General features: G+C 71.9%; 21 protein-coding genes and 1 pseudogene. 11 read left to right on the forward strand and 11 right to left on the reverse strand.

What is annotated here, in order from left to right; genetic code table 11:
• Positions 1-31: 31 nt before the first annotated feature.
• The 3 genes from ACVCAG_RS33650 to ACVCAG_RS33660 form a co-directional block, all read right to left on the reverse strand.
• A complete protein-coding gene (locus tag ACVCAG_RS33650; protein ID WP_440087341.1) occupies positions 32-757 on the reverse strand; it encodes an ABC transporter permease in 726 nt (241 codons plus the stop codon).
• Positions 757-1,755, reverse strand: a complete 999-nt coding sequence (locus tag ACVCAG_RS33655) for an ATP-binding cassette domain-containing protein (RefSeq protein WP_447191086.1) — start codon at positions 1,753-1,755, stop codon at positions 757-759. The genes ACVCAG_RS33650 and ACVCAG_RS33655 overlap by 1 nt, the downstream gene beginning before the upstream one ends.
• A 100-nt stretch (positions 1,756-1,855) precedes the next feature.
• A complete protein-coding gene (locus ACVCAG_RS33660) occupies positions 1,856-2,602 on the reverse strand; it encodes an alpha/beta fold hydrolase (protein ID WP_440087339.1) in 747 nt (248 codons plus the stop codon).
• An 80-nt stretch (positions 2,603-2,682) separates the two neighbouring features.
• Between ACVCAG_RS33660 and ACVCAG_RS33665 the strand changes: the two genes are divergently transcribed.
• Entirely contained in the window at positions 2,683-3,642 is a 960-nt protein-coding gene (locus tag ACVCAG_RS33665) for a helix-turn-helix transcriptional regulator (protein WP_447191087.1), read from the forward strand.
• A 193-nt stretch (positions 3,643-3,835) separates the two neighbouring features.
• Positions 3,836-4,072 (forward strand): inositol monophosphatase family protein, encoded by a 237-nt coding sequence (locus ACVCAG_RS33670; protein WP_447191088.1) that lies wholly within the window; start codon positions 3,836-3,838, stop codon positions 4,070-4,072.
• Between the two features lie 171 nt (positions 4,073-4,243).
• Here ACVCAG_RS33670 and ACVCAG_RS33675 read toward each other — a convergent pair whose 3' ends face one another.
• On the reverse strand, positions 4,244-4,741 hold the full coding sequence (locus tag ACVCAG_RS33675) for a hypothetical protein (protein ID WP_440087336.1): 498 nt from the start codon (positions 4,739-4,741) through the stop codon (positions 4,244-4,246).
• A gap of 168 nt (positions 4,742-4,909) precedes the next feature.
• Between ACVCAG_RS33675 and ACVCAG_RS33680 the strand changes: the two genes are divergently transcribed.
• Entirely contained in the window at positions 4,910-5,305 is a 396-nt protein-coding gene (locus tag ACVCAG_RS33680; protein WP_440087335.1) for a VOC family protein, read from the forward strand.
• A gap of 135 nt (positions 5,306-5,440) precedes the next feature.
• Here ACVCAG_RS33680 and ACVCAG_RS33685 read toward each other — a convergent pair whose 3' ends face one another.
• A complete protein-coding gene (locus tag ACVCAG_RS33685) occupies positions 5,441-6,292 on the reverse strand; it encodes an alpha/beta fold hydrolase (protein ID WP_447191089.1) in 852 nt (283 codons plus the stop codon).
• Between the two features lie 347 nt (positions 6,293-6,639).
• Here ACVCAG_RS33685 and ACVCAG_RS33690 point away from each other — a divergent pair.
• A pseudogene (locus tag ACVCAG_RS33690) lies at positions 6,640-7,119 on the forward strand (RNA polymerase subunit sigma-70); the annotation flags it as partial.
• Positions 7,120-7,228: 109 nt separating this feature from the next.
• Positions 7,229-7,588 (forward strand): nuclear transport factor 2 family protein, encoded by a 360-nt coding sequence (locus tag ACVCAG_RS33695; RefSeq protein ID WP_447191099.1) that lies wholly within the window; start codon positions 7,229-7,231, stop codon positions 7,586-7,588.
• A gap of 51 nt (positions 7,589-7,639) precedes the next feature.
• On the opposite strand, the gene ACVCAG_RS33700 is transcribed toward ACVCAG_RS33695, so the two are convergent.
• Positions 7,640-7,930 carry a DUF1905 domain-containing protein gene (locus ACVCAG_RS33700; protein WP_440087332.1) on the reverse strand — a complete coding sequence of 97 codons (291 nt, stop codon included), beginning with the start codon at positions 7,928-7,930 and terminating at the stop codon, positions 7,640-7,642.
• Between the two features lie 120 nt (positions 7,931-8,050).
• Here ACVCAG_RS33700 and ACVCAG_RS33705 point away from each other — a divergent pair, with 120 nt between their 5' ends.
• Positions 8,051-8,797: a hypothetical protein gene (locus ACVCAG_RS33705; RefSeq protein WP_447191090.1), complete on the forward strand. Its 747-nt coding sequence runs from the start codon at positions 8,051-8,053 to the stop codon at positions 8,795-8,797.
• Positions 8,798-8,990: 193 nt separating this feature from the next.
• On the opposite strand, the gene ACVCAG_RS33710 is transcribed toward ACVCAG_RS33705, so the two are convergent.
• Positions 8,991-10,865, reverse strand: coding sequence for an ABC transporter ATP-binding protein (locus ACVCAG_RS33710; protein WP_447191091.1), 1,875 nt, complete (start codon positions 10,863-10,865; stop codon positions 8,991-8,993).
• A complete protein-coding gene (locus ACVCAG_RS33715) occupies positions 10,862-12,712 on the reverse strand; it encodes an ABC transporter ATP-binding protein (RefSeq protein ID WP_447191092.1) in 1,851 nt (616 codons plus the stop codon). Before ACVCAG_RS33715 ends, ACVCAG_RS33710 begins: the two co-directional genes overlap by 4 nt.
• A gap of 296 nt (positions 12,713-13,008) precedes the next feature.
• Here ACVCAG_RS33715 and ACVCAG_RS33720 point away from each other — a divergent pair, with 296 nt between their 5' ends.
• A complete protein-coding gene (locus ACVCAG_RS33720) occupies positions 13,009-14,154 on the forward strand; it encodes a protein kinase family protein (protein ID WP_447191093.1) in 1,146 nt (381 codons plus the stop codon).
• A gap of 146 nt (positions 14,155-14,300) precedes the next feature.
• Here ACVCAG_RS33720 and ACVCAG_RS33725 read toward each other — a convergent pair whose 3' ends face one another.
• The gene (locus tag ACVCAG_RS33725) at positions 14,301-17,564 is read right to left on the reverse strand and encodes a S41 family peptidase (protein WP_447191094.1); all 3,264 of its coding nucleotides are present in this window, start codon (positions 17,562-17,564) and stop codon (positions 14,301-14,303) included.
• Positions 17,565-17,619: 55 nt separating this feature from the next.
• Positions 17,620-17,814, reverse strand: coding sequence for a hypothetical protein (locus tag ACVCAG_RS33730; RefSeq protein WP_440087325.1), 195 nt, complete (start codon positions 17,812-17,814; stop codon positions 17,620-17,622).
• Positions 17,815-17,981: 167 nt separating this feature from the next.
• Here ACVCAG_RS33730 and ACVCAG_RS33735 point away from each other — a divergent pair, with 167 nt between their 5' ends.
• From ACVCAG_RS33735 to ACVCAG_RS33750, 4 genes are all read left to right on the forward strand, one after another.
• A complete protein-coding gene (locus tag ACVCAG_RS33735; protein WP_440087324.1) occupies positions 17,982-18,293 on the forward strand; it encodes a hypothetical protein in 312 nt (103 codons plus the stop codon).
• Positions 18,223-18,591, forward strand: a complete 369-nt coding sequence (locus tag ACVCAG_RS33740; protein WP_447191095.1) for a cytochrome P450 — start codon at positions 18,223-18,225, stop codon at positions 18,589-18,591. The genes ACVCAG_RS33735 and ACVCAG_RS33740 overlap by 71 nt, the downstream gene beginning before the upstream one ends.
• A gap of 58 nt (positions 18,592-18,649) precedes the next feature.
• A complete protein-coding gene (locus ACVCAG_RS33745) occupies positions 18,650-20,101 on the forward strand; it encodes an acyltransferase family protein (protein ID WP_440087322.1) in 1,452 nt (483 codons plus the stop codon).
• Positions 20,102-20,385: 284 nt separating this feature from the next.
• Entirely contained in the window at positions 20,386-20,673 is a 288-nt protein-coding gene (locus ACVCAG_RS33750) for a DUF3040 domain-containing protein (protein WP_440087321.1), read from the forward strand.
• A 148-nt stretch (positions 20,674-20,821) separates the two neighbouring features.
• Here ACVCAG_RS33750 and ACVCAG_RS33755 read toward each other — a convergent pair whose 3' ends face one another.
• A complete protein-coding gene (locus tag ACVCAG_RS33755) occupies positions 20,822-21,643 on the reverse strand; it encodes a F0F1 ATP synthase subunit A (protein ID WP_447191096.1) in 822 nt (273 codons plus the stop codon).
• Positions 21,644-21,648 lie beyond the last annotated feature (5 nt).

The raw sequence follows: 21,648 nt of genomic DNA on the forward strand, positions 1-21,648 counted from the left end.
CCCGCTCACCCGGCCACTCCTATCACGCGGCTCACCCCACGCGCCCGGACCGGCGGTAGCCGTGCACCGCCAGGATCCCGAAGGCGACCAGCCAGCCGGTCAGCATCAGCGCCGTGCCCACCTCGGGTGCCTCCCCGAAGGCGACCTTCCGCGACAGGTCGGCGTAGCCGAAGCTCGGCGTCCACTCCGCGACGGCCCGCAACCAGGAGGGGAAGGCCTCGGCGGGCAGCCACAGCCCTCCGATGACGGCCATCGACATGTTGGCCGCGATGTTGAGCACGGCGGCGGTCTGGCCGCTGAACAGGTAGCCGAAGGCCAGGCCGAGCAGGGTGAAGGGCAGCGAGCCGGCCCAGAGCAGGAGCACGATCGAGATCCACTGCCAGGTCTCCATCCGTACCCCGTTGAGCAGCGCCGCCGACAGGGACACACCGATGATCACGGGCAGTACCACGAGCATGCCGGTGGCCGCCTTGCCCGCGACCACCCGTGCCGGGGCCAGCGGAGTGATCCGCAGCTGCCGCAGCCAGCCCGCCGACCTGTCCTCGGCGATGCCGCCGCCGTTGTTGAGAGCCGAGCCGATCGCGCCGAAGGCGGCCATGTTGACCATCACGTAGAGGGCGGCCAGGACGCGGTCGTCGCCCGTCACGCCGAGGTTGGTGAAGAGGAGGTACATCGTCACGGGCATCGCGAAACCCATGATCACGTATCCCGGGTCGCGGAGGGTCCTGGTGAACTCCAGGCGGATGTAGCCGAGCATCACGCCTCCACCTCCGTCATCCCCGGTGCCCGCCGCGATGCCTGTCCCGGTGCCTGTCCCGGTGCCGGTCCGGATGTCGGTCCCGGTGTCGGCCTCGGCGCCGGTCCGGGTGTCAGCTCTGTCAGCGCGATGAAGGCGTCCTCGAGCGCGGCGGGGACGACCTCGAGGTCTCGTACGGCTCCCGCCGCCGCCAGCGCCACGACGGTGGCGTCGGCGTCGCGGGTACGCAGGTGGGCCCGCCCACCCCGGATCTCGGCCGAGACGACCCCGGGCAGGCGTTCCAGCGAGGCGGCCTCCCCGGTGGCGGTGACGCTGACCGTGGACAGCGCGACCAGGCGCTTGATCTCCCTGCTGGTACCGTCGGCCGCGATCCGGCCCCGGTCGATCACCACCACCCGGTCGGCGTACTCGTCGGCCTCCTCCAGGTAGTGGGTGGAGAACAGGATCGTCTTGCCGCGCGCGGCGAAGGCGCGCATGCTCTCCCAGAACTCCCGCCTGGCCCGCACGTCCAGCGCCGAGGTCGGCTCGTCCAGCAACATCAGGTCGGGGTCCCCGGCCAGTGCCAGCGCGAAGCGGACCCGTTGCGCCTGGCCGCCCGACAGCCGCTCCATCCTGCGGCCGGCCAGCCCTTCCAGCCCGGCGGTCGCCAGGACCTCCTCCAGCGGGAGCGGCGACCGGTAGGTCCCGGAGACGAAACCGACCAGCTCGCGGACCGTGGTCCGGGGAACGAGGCCGCCCTCCTGGGGCATCGCCGCCAGCCGCCCGCTCCGGACCGCGTTCTCGGGGGAGTCCCCGAAGACGCGCACCGTCCCGGAGCCGGGGGCCAGCAGCCCGAGCAGCAGCCCGATCGTGGTCGATTTCCCCGCGCCGTTGGGACCGAGCAGGGCGACGGTCTGCCCGGCGGGGATGTCGAGGCTGAGCCCGTCCACGGCGCGCACCGCCCCGAAACATTTGGTCACGTCCCTGAGGGACACCGCGTCGTTCACGTCGTTCGTCATGGTGAAGACGCTACGGAGAGCGCGTTATCCGGGGCAGATCCATCGATCCGGAACCACCAGTGACAAATGTCCTCCCGGAGCCCCGCGGTGCCCCGGCCCCTCAGCCCCCCAGCGCGGCCAGCGCGGCGGCGGTCTCCTCCGGCCTGGAGACCATCGGCCAGTGCCCGGTCGGCACCTCGGCGAAGCTCCACTCGGGCCCGGCGAGCGCGGCGAAGTAGGGGTGACCGGAGGCGATCATGGCGTGCACCCGCTCCAACGGGAACGAGCAGGTGACGAGCGTCTTGGGCAGCGCGGACGCGCCGCCCTTGAGCACCAGCGGCTGGGTCATCGTCCCGTACGGCTGCGGGGTCGCGCGGGAGGCGAGCCATTCACGCTCGGCCTCGCCCAGTCCCTCCAGGCCGGCCCCGGCCTCCTCCTGCTCCTCCCAGGAGGGCAACGGGTAGCGCACCCCGTCGCCCCGCTCGGCGACCCGCCTCTCGATGAACGCCCGCCACCCGGGCTCGTGGAGGTCCAGATGGGTCGTTCCGTCGGCCGTCGGCCCGCTCTCGACGTAGACGATCCGGGCGACGCGCTCGGGGATCCGGTCGGCCGCGCCGGTGACCGGGCCGCCGGCCCCGCTGTGGGCGACGAGGATCACCTCGGTCAGGTCCGCGAAGACGACGGTGTTGACGATGTCCTGGATGTGGGTCTCCAGGTCGACCTCGGGGCCCGCCAGGTGAACCCTGTCGCCGAGGCCGGTGAGCGTGACCGGGTGGACGTCGTGCCCGGCCTCGCGCAGCGGTCCGGTGACCTTCTCCCAGGCCCACGCGCCGAGCCAGAAACCGGGGACCAGGACGTACGTGCTCATCGTGTCTCTCCTCTGTTCGCCTGGCCTCACCCTAGAATCGAATCCGGACAGTATCGGTCCTGATTTTGAGGGGAATCCAGATGACCGCCGCCCGGGTGCTCGCGCTACTGGAGTTGCTGCAGGCCGTCCCCGGCCTGACCGGCCCGGATCTCGCCGCGAGGCTGGAGGTGGACGAGCGCACGGTCCGCCGCTACGCGGTGAGGCTGTCGGAGCTCGGGGTGCCGGTCCAGGCCGAACGGGGCCGCCACGGCGGTTACCGGCTGCTGCCCGGCTACAAGCTCCCGCCGCTCATGCTCACCGACGACGAGGCCACCGCCGTGGTGCTGGGGCTGCTGGCCGGGCGGCGGACCGGGCTGGCGGTGGGGGAGGCCGCGACCGAGAGCGCGCTGGCCAAGATCCAGCGGGTGCTTCCGCGCCCGTTGCGCGAGCGCGTCGACGCGGTGTCGGAGACGCTGGGCCACACCGGGAGGGCGGTGTCGAAGGTGAGCACCCCGAGGGCGGGACCGCTGCTCACCCTCGCCGACGCCGCCCGGCGCCGGGTCACCGTCCGGCTGGCCTACCGCTCCTGGCGCGGCGACGCCTCCGAGCGCGACCTGGACCCGTACGGCATCGTCTTCCACTCCGGCCGCTGGTACGTCGCCGGGCTCGACCACGGCAGCGGGGAGATCAGGACGTTCCGGGTGGACCGGGTGGCGGGCGCCGTGCGCACCGAGCGGGGCTTCCAGGTGCCCGACGGCTTCGACCCGGTGGCCCACGTGGTCGGGTCGCTGTCGGCGGTGCCCTACAGGCACGAGGTCAGGGTGCTGCTGGAGACCACCCTGGAGGAGGCCGCCGCGCGGATTCCGGCCTCCACGGCGACGCTGTCCGAGACCTCCGGCGGGGTGTCGCTGGACACCAGGGCCGAGCGGCTGGACGGGATGGCGCAGATGCTCGCCGGGCTCGGCTGGCCGTTCGTCGTGATCACTCCCGCCGAGCTGCGCGACGAGGTCAGGGCACTGGCCGCCCGCCTCGTCGCCTCCGCCGACGGCACCCCGCCCTGACCCCGGCCCTCGCCGGTTATCTCGGTCATCTCGGTCATCTCGGCCGCAAGGTCAAAGCGGGCGCCTGGCCGCCGACAGCCACGCGCGGGTCCTGCGCCTCCCGGTCACGGCGAGTCGTGAACAGCCGAACGCGGGCCGCGTGCCCGCCGATTCCGCCGATCGAACGGTGAAGAACCGCGCCTATCCTGTCCACATGCCGATCACGGACGAGGAACTGGCCGTCGCGGCAGCGCGATCGGGAGCCGCTGTCTTGGGAGCCATGTACGGTGCGTCGCTGAAGCGCTTCGAGAAATCCGCGGATGACTTCGCCACATCCGCTGACCTCGAAGCGGAGAGCGCCATCGTCGACGTCATTCGCGCGGCCCGGCCGGACGACGCCGTGACGGGCGAGGAGGGCGAAGGAAGAGGTCCCAGGTTCGAGTCCTGGTAGTCCTACCCAGCTCAGAGGTCGTTTCCCGGGCCGGGAAGTGGCCTTTTGATCTTCCGGGCGACCATGCTGCCTTGACCTCAATGGGGAAGATCATGTCCATCGCCTCGGCTCCATCGAGCGGCACCGGCCGAAGTCGCCTGCGGTGAACCTTCTGCGTCACACGGTGATGCTCTAACGAGCGGTCGAGAGCGCGTCGAGTCGTTCCAGTGTCGCTGTCATGCTGACGATCCACGCCCTGCCGTTGTCCATGTTCTTTCGGGTCTTTTCGGGGACACGGGAGCAGTCGTAGGTGTGCGTCACGGTTGTGGCGTTGGCTCCATCTGGAGTCAGGGTGAACCCCCATCGATGGCCCCAGCGTGCGGACGAGCTTTCAGGAAGGGAGTCGGGGTGGCCGAGCCCCGCTTCCGGTTCCCAGGCCAGGCGTCGGTTCGTCTCGTACTCAACTATGTGGTTGATCATCTCGTAGTCACCGAGCTCCCGATAGTGCATCTTCATCGTGAACAGGTCTCCGACGCCGGAGACGACCTGAGGGGAAACAGCGCCGCGCAACATGCCGGAGCCATCGAGATCGATGTGTTTGGCGGGGTCCGTCAGGATGTCGAAGATCCGGGACGCAGGCGCTGGGATTCGCCGTGACACCGAAACCGGTTCGATTTCACTCTCTGTCATCGCAATGTCCTCTGCATCGTGTTTGACTTATATAAGTTGGTCCTGAAATAGTTATCGAGCACATGTTCTAGGTTTTCGGCGAGTGTGGTGCCGGAGCCGCCGGTGAGCAGGTCGTCCCCGTCGCCGGGGGCATCCTCTTCTCTCACACCCCTGCCAGGAGTTCACCCGATGTCGCAGAAGATCACTACTTTCCTGATGTTCCAGGGCACCGCCGAGGAGGCGGTGACCTTCTACACCTCGTTGTTCGACGACGCCGAGATCCTCGCCATCGCCCGCTACGGTCCCGAGGGGCCAGGCGCGGAGGGCAGCGTGCAGCACGCCACGTTCACGCTGGCGGGCCGGGAGCACATGGCCATCGACAGCAACGTGCCGCACGCCTTCGGCTTCACCCCGTCGATCTCGCTGTACGTGCAGTGCGAGTCGGAGGCGGAGATCGAGCGCCTGTACGCGGCGCTGTCGGAGAACGGCCAGCCGCTGATGCCGCTCGGCTCCTACGGCTTCAGCAAGCGCTTCGGCTGGACCAACGACCGCTTCGGCGTCTCCTGGCAGCTGAACCTCGCCTGATCCCCGCACCGCGGTGACGGATCCCCCGCCGGACGGATCCCCGCCCCCGCCGGGGGGATCCGTCACATGCGAGCACGTGGCCATGCGTTCTCATGCGTTCTCATGCGTTCTCGTACGTGCTCACGGCGTCGTCGCTCAGTTCTCCTTCGGGACCTCGTTCTCCCGCAGGACCTCACGCAGCCTGGGGGCGAATTCGTCGGGGTCGTCGGCGAAGGCGATGTGGCCGCCGGGGAAGTACGTCGGCTTCGTGCCGAGCGCCGCGGCGAGTGCGGTCGACGCGTGGTCGCAGAGCTGGCCTGCCGACTCCTCCCCGATACCGACCACGATGGAGACCGGCCCGGCACGCAGGGCGGCGATGTCGGGCTCCCAGCGGGTGGTCGCGCGCATCTCGTGCAGGAACCAGAAGCGCTCGTCCGCGGCCTCCTGCGGATCGGGCTCGGCCGGCGCCTCCGCGGGACCGCCCGCCGGCTCCTCGGACTCGGGCATCGGGATGTTGGCGTTGATCATGAACTTGGCCCAGGCGCCCGCGACGTCGCCGGAGACGTAGGTGGCGATGATGTCCTCGACCGCGGCGTCGCGCTCCTCGGGATCGTCGAGCAGGCGGTTCAGCGGGGGCTCGTGCGCGATCACGATGCGCACCTGCTCGGGGTGGGCGAGCGCGAGCGCGGTGACGGCGCCGCCGCTGGAACCGAAGACCGCGGCCGGACCGGCGTCGAGGCGGGTCAGGAGCCGGGAGAGGTCGTCGGCGCGCATCTGCGGGGTCGAGTCCTGGCCGGGTTCGTCGAGGGAACTGCGGTTGACGCCCCGGGGGTCGGTGGTGAGCACGGTGTGGTCGTCGGCGAGCAGGCCGGCCAGCGGCGCGAAGTGCGCGGCGTGCATCGGGGCGCCGACGAGCACCACGAGGGGCCCCTGGCCCCGTACCTCGTAGTAGAGCGTGGCGCCGGGGACCTTGAGGTAATCGGCGGTGACGATCGTCGCGGGGTTCATGGCAATCTCCTGGAACAGTCTGGGCCAGTGCTGTGGTGCTCAGAAGAGAAGACTTCCGGCGTGAGGCAGAATCGTCGTTCGTGAGGAAGATTTCTTCGTGGTCCGTGGGCGAGGCGGCGGAAGACGCCGGGAACGCCGGCCCGGTCCGGGCGCGTGGCGCGGACACGGACGCGATCCGGGCACGTGACGGTGAGGACGACCTGACCCGGGCGCGTGGCGCGGACACCGAGACGGACACCGAGACGGACACCGAGACGGACGTGGAGACGGACCCGGTGCGGGCGCGTGACGGTGAGGATGATCTGACCCGGGCGCGCGACGGGGACGACGCCGCGTTCACCCGCCTCGTGGAGCCGTTGCGCCGCGAGCTGCACGCCCACTGCTACCGCATGCTCGGCTCCGCCCACGACGCCGACGACGCCCTGCAGGACGCCCTGCTACGGGCCTGGCGGGGACTCGCGCGCTTCGAGGGCCGCGGCTCGTTGCGCTCGTGGCTCTACACCGTGGCCACCCGCGCCTGCCTGGACATCGTCGCCACCCGGGGCAGGCGGGCGATGCCCGTCGACCTCGGCCCCTCCAGCGAGCGCGCCGTGCTCGGCGACGCCCCGCTGACCGACGTCGCCTGGCTGGGCCCCTACCCCGACGCGGGTCTCACCGACGATCCGGCCGGTCCGGGCGCACGCTACGAGCAGCGCGAGGCCGTCGAGCTCGCCTTCGTCGCGGCCCTGCAGCACCTGCCGGGCAACCAGCGGGCGGCGCTGCTGCTGTTCGAGGTCCTCGGCTTCTCCGCCGCCGAGATCGCCACCATGATGGACACCACCACCACGTCGGTGAACAGCGCCCTGGCGCGAGCGCGCAAGGTCGTCGCGGACAAGGTCTTCCCCCCGCACCCAGCAGCCGACGCTGCGAAAGATCGGCGACGCCCGGGTACGGGAGATCGTCGCCGGATACTCCTCCGCGCTGGAACGCGGAGACGCCGACGCCCTGGTCGCGCTGCTGACCGAGGACGTCACCTGGTCGATGCCGCCGATGGCGCACTGGTACCGCGGCCTGGAGGCCGTCACCGACTTCGCCGTACGTGTCCCGCTGACCAATTGCGGAAGCTGGCGGCACCTCCCGGCCGGCGCGAACGGCCAGCCCGGGGTGGGCTGCTACCGCTGGGACGAGGACGCCGCCGCCCACCTCGCCTGGTCGATCAACGTGTTCACCCTGCGCGGCGAGCGGATCGCCGGGATCACCTCGTTCATCGGCTCCGACCACTTCGTCCGCTTCGGGCTGCCCGCCTCGCTGCCCTGAGTCCGGCGCGCGCCACGGTCCGGGTGCGGTGGCGCGGTCGGCTCGGCTGGTTCAGCTGAACCGCTGATCGAGGTGGAACGTCACCTCGGTGCCGGCCTGGTCCTTGCCGATGAGCTTGCACAGTGCCGCCCTGATGGGAAGCCAGTGCGGACCGTTGCCCGACGGCATGAGGGTGGCGGTGAACGGGTGGCCGTCGATCGTCCCGCCGACCTTCACGGCCCGCCTCGTCCCGAGGATCTCGGCGGAGCCTGGCACGGTCACGAAGGTGGCGAAGGCCCCGTCCTTCTCGATCGGCGCGGTGAAGGTGTGGTCGAGCGGCTGCGCGGGCTTCTGCGCGGGCATCGTCGTCTCCTGGAGTGGTGATGGCCTGTCGAAGGGGGGACTCCCGTAATGGCAGGGAATCGTCGCTCGTGGGTGAGAATTCTCTGGAGTCTTCACCTCATCGGCGACAGGAGTGACGTGATGAATCGACACCGTCGGCGAACCCTCCGCAGGAGAGGGGGGTGGCTGCTCGCCCTGTTCGCCGTGCTGATCGTCGCCGCGACGGCAGGGATCGCGGTCGCCTTCCCGTCGGTCGCCGCCACGACCTGTCCCGGCTGTTATGGAATGGAGCGGATCAGGCCGGGCCTGTACGTCGAGCCGGACCTGCCCGCGGCGCGGCAACGACAGGTGGCGGAGGCGGTCGACGCGGCCGCCCGGCGGGTGGAGGACTTCTACGGCGGGCGCGAGAGCTCTCCCGGCGTGCTGGCCTGCGTGACCAGCGCGTGCTACCGGAGGATCGGCGGGGGAGGGGAACGGGGGATCGCGGTGCTGAGCCGCACGGTGATGCTGTCGCCGCGCGGCATCGACCCGGTGATCGCCTCGCACGAGATGTCGCACGTCGAGCTGCACGCCCGGCTCGGGTCGCGGCGGGTCCCGCAGTGGTTCGACGAGGGACTCGCCGTCCTGGTGTCCGGCGATCCGCGCTACCTGGCCCCCGAGACGGCCCGAGACCGGTGCCTGGTGGACTCGAAGGAGGCGCTGCCCGAGACTCTTGAGGACTGGCTGCGTGCCGCCGCCGCTGATCAGCGGCTCTACGCCAAGGCCGCGTGCCGGGTGAGCCGCTGGGCCGAGGCGAACGGCGGGCGGCAGGCCGTGCTCGAACTGATCGGGCACGTGGCGGGCGGCGGCGATTTCCCGGCGGCCGGATCGGCCGACGCCCCTTCCTGACCGCGCGAACGGGTGTCAGCGTGCGAACGGGCGCGAACGGGCGCGAGCGTGTGAACGGGTGCGAACGGGTGCGGCGGCGCCGGACGGTCCCTTCCCCCGGCCGGTGAACCGCGGAGGGCCGCGGCGGCGCCGGACGACGCCCCCGCGGGCCCCGACCGGCGACCGGGGGCCGCGTGCCGGGCCGCCCGCCACGCTACGTCGCGCCCGATGTGCCGCGTTTCCCGCGTTTCCCGCGTTCTCCGGCCTCCGGTCGCTCCCCGCTCTCCGGTCGTTCCCCGGCCTCGGCGACGCGTTCCTCGCTCCACAGCCGCCGCATCTCCGGGCAGCTCTCCAGCAGCTCGCCGAGCGGGCCCTGGCCGGCGACCCGGCCACGGTCGAGGACGACGACCTGGTCGGCCCGCTCCAGCGCCGCCTGCCGGTGGGAGACCACCAGCAGCGTTCCCGGGCCGCGCCCGTCGCGGGCGGCATCGGCGATCCGGTCCCACAACAGCCTCTCGGTCTCCACGTCCAGGGCCGACGACAGGTCGTCGACGACGAGCAGGTCCGGCGCCCGGACCAGCGCCCGTGCCGCGGTCGCCCGCTGCGCCTGGCCACCGGACAGCCGTACGCCACGGGGACCGACGACCGTGTCCATGCCCTCGGGCATCCCGGCCAGGTCCTCCTCGAACGCCGCGAGCTCCAGCGCCAGGCCGAGCCGGTCGTCGTCCACGGACCTGCCCAGGAGCAGGTTCTCCCGCAGCGACTCCGAGAACAACCGGGGGACCTGACTCGCGTACGCCGCGCGGCCGGGGACCAGGAACGTCCCCGGGTCGTCGACGGGCCGGCCGTTCCAGGTGATCGTCCCGGCATCCAGCGGTACCAGGCCGAGCAGGGCGCGTACCAGGGTCGTCTTGCCCGAGCCGACGGCGCCGGTGATCACCGTGAACGACCCCCGCGCCACCCGCAGGTCGACCGCCCGCACGCCGCGGCCGCTCCCGCCGTGGCGCACGGTCAGCCCGCGCGCCTCGACGACCCGGAGCGCGTCGCCGTGATCCGGCGGCGACGGGGCCGGAGGCGGCTCCCGGTGGAACCAGACGTCGCGGCCGCGCGACAGGTCGCCGGCGTCCTCGTACGGCGCCATCAGCCGGGTGAGCCGTTCGGCGGCGACCGCGCCCTGGGGCAGGCGGTGGAGGATCGCGCCGATGGTGCGCGGCAGCGCCGTCAGCCAGCCGACATAGGTGGTGAACAGCGCGAGGTCGCCCACCGTGAAGTCGCCGCGGCGCATCGCCGACGCGCACAGGAGCAGTACGAGACCGGTGCTGATCTCGACGGCCGCGCCCGTGGCGGCGGCCGGCATGTCGGTCGCCAGCCGGTCCTTGACGGCGGCGTCGCGCCGCCCGCGGTTGTGCTCGCGCAGCCGTTCCAGCACCGCGTCCTCGGCCCCGGCGGTCTTGATCGCCAGCACGCCGCCGAAGGTCTCGCCGATGTGGGCCGTGACGGCCGCGCCGAGCACCCTGGCACGGTGGTGCAGCCGCCGGATCACCTCGTTCAGCAGCCGGCTCAGCGCGCCGACCGCGATCATCGGCACCACCAGCACCAGGGTGATGACGGGATCGACGGAGGCCATGACGACCAGGGCGGCGCCGCCGAAGAGAGCCGAACCGGCCAGCGGGACGCTCTCGTCGGTGAGGTTGACCAGGTCGCTCACGTCGTCGCGGAAGCGGGCGACCGCCTCGCCCGGCGAGTGCGGCAGCCGGGTCGCCGCCGGCCCGCGCGCGGTGAGGATCGAGCGCAACGCGTTGGCCCGCAACAGGGTCGCGGCGGCGGCCCACCAGTAGACCCCGTAGGACCACGCGACGACGAGCACCAGGCCGCGGACCACCTCCACGCCCACGAACGCCGCACACAGCCACAGCGACTGCTCCAGGCTCGCGGCGCGCTGCCCGCCGATCTGGTCGAAGAGCCGCTGCAGCACCAGCCCGCCGGCGAGCGGGATGACGCTGACCGGCATCCACAGCAGGGCGCCGACCAGGTAGCGGCGCAGGTCGAAGCGGGCGAGGCGGGTGGCCACCAGCGTCACGGGCCTCATCGGGCCACCCCCGCGACGTCCAGCATCCGGGCGAACCGGCTCCGCGGGTCCGCGACGAGGTCCTCGCGGTGGCCGTACTCGACGACCCTGCCCCGGTCGATGACGGCGATCTTGTCCACCCGGGACAGGGAGGAGAGCCGGTGCGCGATGAGCACGCCGGTCCGGCCGGCGAGCAGCCGGTCGACGCTCTCCTCGACGCGCCGCTCGGTGGCCGGATCGAGCCGGCTGGACGCCTCGTCGAGCACGACGAGCCCGGGGTCGGCCAGGAACGCCCGCGCGAACGCGAGCAGCTGTGCCTCCCCGGCCGAGACGCCGCTTCCCCGGCCGCCTCGCGAACCGCCGCCCAGCTCGGTGTCGAGCCCGTCGGGCAGGGCGGCCAGCCAGTCGCCGAGGCCGACACCGGCCAGGACGGCGCGCAGCCGGTCGTCACCGGCGAGTGGCCTGAAGAGGGTGAGGTTGTCCCTGACGCTGGCGGCGAAGAGCTGCACGTCCTGGGTGACCACGCACATCCGTCCGCGTATCGACGCGGGATCGACGTCCCGCAGGTCCAGGCCGCCGACCCGGACGGTGCCCTCGGTCGGGTCGTACAGGCGCAGCACCAGCCGGGCGACGGTCGTCTTGCCGCTGCCCGTACGGCCCACCAGGCCGAGCGTCTCGCCCGGCGCCAGCGTGATCGTGACGTCCGACAGGACCGGCTCGTCGTCGTCGGCGTACGCGAAACCCACATTTTCGAGGCGCAGGGCGAGCGGCCCGGACGCGGGCAGCGGCCGCGGGTCGGCGGGCGCGGGGAGCGTGCGCCGCTCGGCCAGCAGGTCGCCGATGCGCGCGATGCCGGCCAGCGCCGCCTGGTACCGCCTCAGCTGGTCGATCAGCCGCTCGAACGGCACGCGCACCATCTGCGTGTACTGGAAGAGCAGCACGGCGGTGCCGACCGTGAGCGTCCCGGACTCCCGGGTCCACACGGCGAGGCCGAGCACGATCGCCGTACCGGCCGCGAACGCCACCGCCGTACCCGCGAGGATGCCGGTCCCGATCCGCGCGTCCCGGAACTCCGCGTGGTACAGGGTCGCGGAGGCCCGGTGGAACCGGTTCACGACGTGCTCCCCGGCGCCGTTGGCCCGGATGTCCTCCACGCCGGCCAGCCGTTCCTCGAGACCGCCGAAGAGCGCCGCGCTCTCCGCCCGCGAGCGGGTGGCCGACGGTACGGCCAGCCGCTGCGCGCGGGCCATGCCGAACCCGATCAGCGCGCAGTACGCCAGCAGCGCGCCGCCGATACGCGCGTCGACGGTGAACACGACGACGAGCACCCCGGCCAGGAGCAGGAGGCCGACCACGACGTCCAGCAGGAAGGCGACGACGAACTCGGCCACGGCGACCACGTCGCCGTCCACCCGCTCGATCATCTCGCCGGGTGTGCGCCGGCCGTGGTAGGCCATGTCGAGGCCGAGCGCGTGCTCGGCGAGCCTCTCCCGCAGCCGGTTCGTACCGTCCCAGGCGAGACGGCTCGCGAGCCAGGCGGTGGCCATGCGGGCGGCCTGCCCGGCGACGGCGAGCGCGAGGTAGCCGAGGGCGACCAGCGTGAGGTGGCGGGTGCTCGCGCCGCCGATCGCGTCGTCGACGAAGCGACGGGTGAGCTGGGGCGCCGCCAGCGGCAGCGCCGTCGCGGCGGCGACGGCGGCGGCGAGGGCCACGGCGGAGCGGCGTCCCGGGCGAAGGTGGCGCAGGACGGCGCGCCGGGCCGCGGCGCCGGTCTTGTCGCCGGCCTTGACGGCGTGGAGCAGCCGCCCGGCCAGGCTTGTCCTACCGGCGTCTGCCCGCGCCGAAGTCGTTGGGTCGAGTGTTCTCACCAAGCGTCATGTCCTCTGGATGGATGGGATTTCCTTTCCGGGAAAACATGAACGCTTCGCGCATTTCCTTCTCCTTGATCGATCGGCCGTCGTCAGAAGTCCAGCAGAGGGTCGTCCGGGAGGGCAACCGATTTGTTGGAGCGTGGCGGCCCCGCCCCCCCTCGACCGTCCCCGCGTCCGGTCCGGCTCGGGACGGTAGGTCGTGGCGAGGAGGTGCCGGTGTGTAGAGTCCGGCGCGATCAGATGCACGCCGGACGCACGCCGCCATACCCGGCCCAGCGCACCGAGGAGCCCCGATGACCCGTCCGGACCCGACGCGTGCCGCGCGCGTGGCCGCGTACTCGAAGGTGTCCACCCACCTCGCCCTGCTCGGCGACCGCCGGCTCGGGGACCTCGTGGAGGGGGCGAGCAGGCTGGGGGCGGGGATCGGCGGCGCGTCGGCGGCGCTGGAGGTCGAGGGGGTGCGGGTCTTCGTCAAGAAGGTGCCCCTGACCGAGCCCGAGCTGCGCCCCGAGAACGTCATGTCCACCGCGAACCTCTTCGGCCTGCCTGCCTTCTACCAGTACGGACTGGGGTCGGCCGGTTTCGGGGCCTGGCGCGAGCTGGCCGTCCACACCATGGCGACCAACTGGGTGCTGGGGGAGGAGCACCAGGGCTTCCCATTGCTGTACCACTGGCGGGTGCTGCCCGGCCCGCCCCCCTCCGAGAGCGCCGTGTTCGCCGAGTTCGGCGACCTGGAGGGCGCGGTGGGCCACTGGGAGGGCTCACCGGCCGTGCGAGAGCGGCTGGAGGCGATCCGCAGCTCCCCGGCGAGCGTGGTCCTCTTCCTGGAGCACGTTCCCCAGACCCTCGCCGCGTGGCTGCCCGGACAGGACCTTTCCGCGTACGCGTGGGTGGACGCGGAACTGGCGGAGACGGTCGCCTTCATGCGGAGCCGGCGTCTCGTCCACTTCGACGCCCACTTCCACAACGTCCTGACGGACGGCCACCGCCTGTACTTCTCCGACTTCGGCCTCGCCCTCAGCCCCCGGTTCGAACTCTCCGCGGGGGAGGCGGCCTTCCTCACACGGCACCGCGACTACGACCGCGCCTACACCGCGGCGCACCTGGTCAACCACCATCTGGCCGAGCGAGTACGCGGCGGCGTGGACCGTGACCGGTTCGTCCGTGACTGGGCCAACGGCGACAGGCCCTCGGGCGTCCCCACGGCCGCGGTCTCGGTCCTCACCAGGCACGCCCGTACGGCCGTCGTGATGGACGAGTTCCATCGGCGCCTGTGCGACGAGAGCAAGGAGTCCCCCTATCCGGAGACCGAGATCGCGCGCTGTCACGCCCTGTCCGACGGGGCCCGAGCGCGGTCGCGGCGGACGGACACGGCGTCCACGGCGTCACCGGGCGGGAGCGCCGCCGGTTCCCGCCCGGAGGCCCCGGACCGTTGGTGACCGTGGCGAGGCCGTTCCCGGGAGCCTGGGACCGCCAAGCCGTGAAAGGCCGAGAGCGGGCCGCGAGAAGGCCATGACGCCCCGCCCCCGCCGGCACCCTCCCCCGGTGCGCCCGCCTTACGGAGGCGTCCCGCGCCCCCGGAGGGTCACGTGGAGGAGGGCGGGAACCCGAGGGGAGACTGGCGGGGCGGCAGGCGCGGCACCACGAGCCGGGGCCTGGCCGCCGCGTTGGGCGTGTGGGGCGGCTGGAGGACCAGGCGTTCCTTGGCCGCCTCGATCGCCCGGTCAAGCTGGGTGTCCACCCCCGCCGCGTAGTCCTGCGGGGTGATGTCGACCTCGATGTCGGGGTCGGTGCCGTAGTTCTCCACCCGCCAGCCCACGTCGTCGAAGGCGAAGGAGAACTCCGGCTGGGTGGTGACCGTGCCGTCGGCCAGGTGGTGCCGGGGCCAGATGCCGATCACCCCGCCCCAGGTGCGCTTGCCGATCAGGGGACCCAGGCCCAGCAGCTTGAACGTGTGGCTGAAGATGTCGCCGTCGGAGCCGGCCCACTCGTTGGTGATGGCCACCATCGGGCCGCGCGGCGACTCGTCGGGGTAGGGCTCGGGCACGCCCCAGCGGGGGAAGTCGTAGCCCAGGCGGCGCCGGGCCAGCTTCTCCAGCAGCAGCGCCGACACGTGGCCGCCGCCGTTGAAGCGGACGTCCACCACGAGGGCCTCGCGGTCGTACTCGGCGAGGAAGCCCCGGTGGAACTCGGCGTAGCCCTCGGGGCCCATGTCCGGGATGTGCAGGTAGCCGATCCGGCCGCCGCCGAGCTCGTGGCAGCGGGCCCGGTTGGCCTCCACCCAGTCGCGGTAGCGGCCCGGCTGCTCGTCGCCGATGGCCCGCACGGTGACGGTCCGCCGCTCGTCCCCGCGCAGGACCGTCAGCTGGACCTCCTGGTCGGCCTGGTTGACCAGCAACTCGTCCGGGCTCGTGTCCGCGCCGACGGGCTGGCCGTTCACGGCGAGCACCGCGTCACCCGGGCGTACGTCCACCCCGAGGCGGTTGAGCGGCGAGGTCGCCTCGGGATCCCACCGGTCGCCGCCGACGATCCTCGCGATCCGGTAGACGCCGTCCGCGAAGGCCCAGTCGACGCCCAGCTTGCCCTGCCGGTAGTGCGGCCGGGACCGGTAGGCGCCGCCGCTCTCGTAGGCGTGGGAGGTGCCCAGCTCGCCGAGCAGTTCCCACAGCAGGTCGGAGAACTCGCCCCGGGTGGTGACCCGGTCGACCAGCGGCAGGTAGCGCCGGTAGACGTCGTCCCAGTCGAGCCCGGCCATGTCCTCGGTCCAGAAGTTCTCCCGCTGCAGCCGCCAGGCCTCCCTGAACATCTGCCGCCACTCCGCCTCGGGCCGGATGGAGACCTTCACCCTGGACAGGTCCACCCACCCGCTCGTGCGGCCGGGCGCGTCGTCGTCCTCGGGCTCCTCGCCCGCCTTGACCATCCGCAGCCGCTTGCCCGACTGGTAGAGCAGCGTGCTCCCGTCGCGGCCGAGCGCGAACTCCGACACGTCCCCGACCAGGGTCTCCTGCTTCTGCTTGGTGAAGTCGTAGACGTGCAGGGTGCCGTCGGAGGAGTCGGCGTAGTCGTCGCCCAGGCTGCCCTCGACGGGGAAGGTCAGGTAGACGGCCTTGCCCTTGATCCCGGCGATGGCGTCGTAGCGTCCCTCGGGGACGGGGAAGGCGACGACCCGGTCCTCGATGCCGTCCAGGTCGATGACCACCTCGGGCGGCCCGTCGCCCTCGCCCTCGTTCTCGCCGTCGTCGCCGTCACCGTCGTCATCGTCGTCCCCGAGCGGCCGGGGCTCGGGGACGAAGGGCGAGGTGACGTCGGCGCGGAGCGCGATCGCGTAGGGGCGGGAGCCCAGGGGGAAGCCCAGGTCGAAGTGGAGCTCGTCGTAGACCGGGTTGAAGACGCGCCGGCCGATGAAGTACAGGTAGTCGCCGCCCGGGTCGAAGGCCGGTCGGGCGTCCCACAGCACCGGCCGGGTGGCGAGGAACGTCTCGCCCGTCTCGACCCGGCACAGCTTCACCGCCGTCGTCTGCGCGGTGTCGCGGCAGGCGTACGCCAGCCAGCGGCCGTCGGGGGACCAGGCCAGGTCCTCGATCGCGCCGAACCTGCTGGAGTCGATCACCCGGCCCCGCGCCCGATCCTCCTCGCCCGTACGGCCGGAGCCCCCGCCGGCCGCGGGGCCGGGCGCGAGGTCGACCAGGATCAGCTCGTTGCGGTGGTTGGCCACCGCAACGAGGTCGGACACGGGGGAGACCTCCAGCTCGATGGCGCGGCCGGTGTCGAGGTGGTCGAGCCTGGCGGGCTCGGTGGTGCCGTCGGCGGTGAGCACCGTCAGCACCTCGCGGTCGCCCTCGTCGCTGGCCGCCGCCACCAGCCGCTCGCCGTCGTTGAGCCAGCTCAGCAGCCGGTACCGCACCCCGTACAGCGTCCCGTGCTGGCGCACCGGGCCCTCCCAGGCGGCGAAGGAGAACGCCTTGCCGCGGGTGGTGACGGCCAGGCCGGCGCCGTCGGGGCTGAGGGTCGCGCTGTCCAGGAAGTCCTCGGCCGAGGCGAAACGGCGGTTGCGCTGGGTGCGCGAGCTGCGCAGCCGCACCTCGATCGGGCGCGACTCCCCGTCCTCCACCAGGTACAGCTCGGCCCCGGCGTGGTAGACGAGCCTGCGGCCGTCGCCCGACAGGTTGCGCGCGTAGTAGTCGGCGTGGTCGGAGTGCCTGCGCAGGCCGCCGCCGTCCGCGTCGCAGGAGTAGACGTTGCCGACCCCCTCGTGGTCGGAGATGAAGTAGACCCGGTCCCCGGTCCAGCAGGGCGAGGCGAGGTTGCCGGGCAGCGCGGTGAGCCGCCGGAACCGCCCGTCCTCGCCGGTCTCGATCCACAGGTCGCCCATGGTGCCGCCCCGGTAGCGCTTCCAGCGGGCGGGGTCGGCGGTGTTGCGGCCGAGCACGATCCGCGGGCCGTACGAGATGGTGTTGGCCGGGCCGTACGGCAGGCGCTCGGGCACCCCGCCCGGCTCCACCCGGTGCAGCCAGGTGCGCCCGTCGAAGGGCTGGCCCTGGTCGCTGGCGTAGACGACGCCGCCGCGGGGGTCCCAGCCGGTGACGCTGGAACGCGCCCCGTGGTAGGTCACCCGCTGTGCCGCGCCGCCGTCGGCGGGCATCACGTACACCTCCTCCGGCCCCTCCTCGCGGCCGACGAAGGCGAGCAGGTCGCCGTCGGGGGAGAAACGCGGATATCCGGCCTCGGCCACCCCGGCGGTCAGCCGGAAGGCCCGCCCGCCGCCGGCGGTGACCATCCACAGGTCGTCCTCGGCGGCGAAGACGACCATGTCACCGAAGATCGTGGGAAATCGAAGGTAGGCGGGCATCGTGTCACTCCATGATCGGGTGACCGGGTTTCACCCCGGTCACCCGATCATGATTTCACGCCCTCGGCGGCTGGGCGGCCCGTGCGCCCTGGTGGGCGGGCCCCGTCTCCGGCACCCTGGCCTCGGGCTGCCCGGACTGTTTCTTCGCTTCCTTCGCCGAGCGTGTCGCCTTGATCGTGGCCTTCTTGCTCTTCCCCGAGCCCTTCGCGGCCTTGTTCTTGGAATCCTTGGTGTCCTTGGAGTCCGTCATCGTTTCCCCCGTTGTGCTTGATGGACGATGCCGTTGATTAGGCATTCAAAGAGGTTTAGTACCCTTTGCCAGCATCAATCATCCACGTTCGGTGATGGGATGAATGCGGAGAGTGACCAGTCGACAGGGCGGGTCAGGGCCTGTTCCCGAACACGGCCGGCACGCTGATGCCGGCCACCGTGAATGTGATCGCCGACCGGCTGCGCGTCGACGGCGTGCCGACCTTCCAGCTCCAGTCCGGCTGCTCGGGAGCCGTGCAGACCTTCGACGTGGCGGCCGCGCTGCTGGCCACCGGCCGCTACCGGACCGCGCTGGTGATCGGCGGGGACGTCATCGCCAAGCACTACGACGTCAAGGTCGACCTGGCCGCGTTGCCGCCCGACGAGGTGGTCAACTACCTGCTGTTCGGTGACGGCGCGGGCGCCGCGGTGCCGCCCCGGATCCGCTCTTCGTCTCGGGCGGGCGCGCCCCGGCCCTGACCCGGCCCGCCTGCCCGGCGCGATCGAGGAACTCCTGCGCTACATCGCGACCACGGACCTGGTCGAGACCCGGGTCGCGAAGGGCGACATCGAGATCGCGGGCCACCTCATCCGGGAGGGGGAGGGCGTGCTGGTCTCGGGCACGCTGGCCAACCGGGACGATCAGGTGCACCGGCGGGCCCACGAGTTCGACGTCCTGCGCGAGGACACCCATCACCTCGCCTTCGGGTTCGGCATCCACCAGTGCCTGGGCCAGAACCTGGCCCGGCTCGAGCTGGAGGTCGCCCTGCACCACTGACCTTCCCACAGGTCCGGACCGGCCCCGTACCGGGGCCGTCCGGAGAAAGCAGAGAACAATGACGCACTCGACGCACCCGTCGGGGGAGGCCGTGCGGCTTCCCTCGCTGACCGGGATGAGATTCGTGGCGGCGTTCCTGGTGTTCGCGTGCCACGCCTGCGTCCTGGGTTTCTTCCACCAGGAGACCGCCGCCTCCCCGCAGACCTTCGCCTTCGCCTCGGGCTGGCTCGGCGTGGAGTTCTTCTTCGTGCTGAGCGGGTTCGTCCTGACCTGGTCGGCGCGGGAGGGGCGATCCAGGACGGGCTTCTGGCGCCGGCGCCTGGTCAAGGTCTACCCGGTCCACATGGTGACCTGGCTGGCCGCGCTCGGCCTGGCCGTGTGGGCGGGCCAGGCCGTGGACCTGCCCAAGCTGCTGCCGAGCCTGCTGCTCGTGCACACCTGGCACCCCCGGATGGACGTGGTCATCACGATCAACGTCGTCACCTGGTCCCTCGCCTGCGACCTGCTTTTCTGCCTGGCCTTTCCCCTCCTGCACGCGCTCGTCCGCAGGATCCCCGCCCGGCGGCTGTGGTGGGCGGCCGGCGCCGTCGCCGCCGTGATCGCGCTGCTGCCCGCCGTCGCCCTCCTCACCCTGCCCGGGACGCCTCGGCTGCCCGGCCAGGACATGTCGTTCGTGCAGAACTGGTTCCTGGTCTCCTTCCCGCCGATCCGGACGCTGGACTTCGTCCTGGGCATCGTCATGGCCCGCATCGTGCTGATGGGCCGGTGGATCCCGCTGGGCGTCGGCCGGACATGGGACACACCGGCCGCACTCGGCGTCATCACGGTCCTGTTCGGGATCACGACGGCGGTGGCGTGGGCGCTGAACCGCTTCGTCGAGGAACCCGCCATGCGCGCGTGGGCCCGTCCCTGCCCCGCTCGGCGAGCCGCCGTACGGCGCGGGCCACGGCGCGGGCGCGAACATCGTCACGTTCGCGCAGGTGGCCGACGACCCGGTCCGGAGCTCTCACTCATGCCCGCCCTCGCCGTCGGGATCTCCCGCGAGGGCCCGCGCGGCCGCCGCGTCGCGCTCGCTCATGCCCTCGTAGCCACTGTTCCGGTGCTGCTCGGCCTGGTCGTCGATCCACCGGCCGTGCGCCTCCCACGCGGCCTGCTTGCTCGTGCCCAGGGCCGCGCCGATCTGCGACCACGACGCGCCCGCGGCCCGCGCGGACCGTACGGCGAGCTGGCGCCCGTAGCCCGCCTTGCGCGCGACCACCTCCCCGAGCGCGAGAAGCTCCAGCACCTCGTCGCGGGTGAGGGACGGCACCTCGGGGTCGGCGGGGTCGTTGACGTCGTCGGGGTGCTCTCCGCCGGTGGCGTCGCCCGCCGCCGGAGCCAGGGCGTCGCGCACGCGGAGCTCGTCGTAGCGGGCGGCGGCGGTCAGGAGCGTGAAGTCGCCTTCGAGGCTGTCCGGTGTGAACATGCCCCCAGCTTTTCGTCAAGCCAGCCTGACGTCAAGAGGGCTTGACGGTGCGCCGCCGCCGGGCGCGGAGGCGGCGCCACGAAGAGTGCCCCGGCCTTCGCGCGGCGCGATGAAGGGAGGCCGGGGCGGTGGAATGTCGAGATCGCGGAGAAGGCTGGGAATCGCCCGAGACCTCGCCGGCGCCGCACCGGACCCCGCGCGAGGGCATGATCGCGTGCTCGGATTGCGCCCGTGAAAAGAAGAGGTAAATCGAAGCCCTCGGAAAGGATAATGATCTTCACGATTGGGCAGAACGTCCGCACACGGCTTGCGTTCCGGGGAGGTGATGCATGGCCTGGTCACAAGACGAGGAGCGCATGCTGCTGCAGATCGAGCGCCACCTCATCGACGAGGACCCACGGCTCGCCGCGCGGCTGGAGTCGTTCAACGAGCGTGTCCAGCGCAAGGAGGGCGGCGGTCGCGGGCGTGGTGTGAGGAACGGGCGGAGCCGGTCCTCCAGGCGTCTCCGCCGCTCGACGGTCATCATCATGTTCAGCTGGTTGCTGATCGCGACACTGATCATCACGCTGCTCATCATGGTGCTGCGTCACGACGCGGTCGCGGCCCTCCCTCTGTGATCGCGGTCGCCACGTCACCCCGCGACGCCCACCGTGATCGCGGCCGGGATGCGGGGAACGGCGGCGGGTGGCGCGGTGCGGGGCGCGTGGAGGCCCGAAGCGGCCGGAGGGTGTCGGGTGCCGGTTGTGCGGGGCGGCGGCGGGCCGGTCAGTGCTCGGGGTTGAGCGCGTTGCCGATGAACATCGCGGTCAGCAGCGTGAACAGGAACGCCTGCAGGAACTGGACGAACATCTCCAGGGCCGTGATGACGATCGCCATCAGCACGCCGGCCACGCCGACCGGCACGCCCGGCAGAGTGGGTTCCTCGAACAGGAACCAGAAACCGACCATGCTGAAGAACGCCAGGATGAGATGGCCCGCGAACATGTTGGCGGCCAGCCGCAGCATGTGCGCGAACAGCGAGTTCACGAAGGTGTAGAGCAGCTCCAGCGGGATGACCAGCACGTACGCCAGAACAGGCAGCCCGCGCGGGATGAGCCCGCGGAGGTAGCCCACGACGCCGTGCCGCGTGACGCCGAGATAGATCTTCAGGACGTAGACGCTCACGGCGATCACCGCGGGGAAGGCCAGGAACGAGGAGACGGGGATCTGGACGAGCGGGACCACCCCCATCAGGTTCCAGATCCAGACCAGGAAGAAGACGCTGAGCAGCAGGCCCATCCACCGGTCGGTGTCCTTGCCGAGAAACGGGCGGGCCGCGTGGTCGCGGACGAACACGTAGCCCAGCTCGACCACGTTCTGCAGGCCGCGCGGCACCACCTTGGGGTTGGCGAAGGCGGCCCAGCAGACGCCGCAGACCAGGGCCGCGGCCAGGACGGCCATCAGGATCGGTTTGGTCAGCCAGTACGGCGCGCCCGCCCACAGCGGGGGGAAGTCGAACAGCTCCAGGCCGGGCGCCTGGAACCCGGGTGACACGGGCGACGCGGGTGATGTGAACGACTCGAGTGATGAGGTGATCAGGATCGTCATGAGGC

The organism is Streptosporangium sp. G12, assembly GCF_052983175.1.